Annotated in this window: 1 protein-coding gene; it reads right to left on the minus strand. The window is 69.2% G+C overall.

The genetic code is table 11. From position 1 onward, the window contains the following. Positions 1 to 266: hypothetical protein (locus SB719_RS20555; RefSeq protein WP_412159799.1), on the minus strand; the 266-nt coding region annotated here is incomplete at both ends.

Consider the following 266-nt stretch of genomic DNA (forward strand, 5'->3'; position numbering starts at 1 on the left):
GCAGCGGTGACGCAGCTGCCTCCGGTGCCGGGGACAACTGCGTTGGTGAGAATGTGGTCGCCGTTGTCCGGGGTCCGCACGGTCACCGAGTAGGTGATCGTCGCCGTCGCGCCCACCGCGAGCGGGCCGGACCACGAGAGGATGTTGCCGTTCACCGACGCGCCGTTGCTTGCGTCGCCGTTGTAGGCGGCATCGTCGAGCACGCGGGCGAGGTTGTCAGTGAAGGAGGCCGGGTTCGCGGCCGTGAACGGCACCGTGCCCGTGTT

Source organism: Pantoea sp. SIMBA_079 (assembly GCF_046940275.1).
In the GTDB taxonomy this organism is placed as follows: domain Bacteria; phylum Pseudomonadota; class Gammaproteobacteria; order Enterobacterales; family Enterobacteriaceae; genus Pantoea; species Pantoea borealis.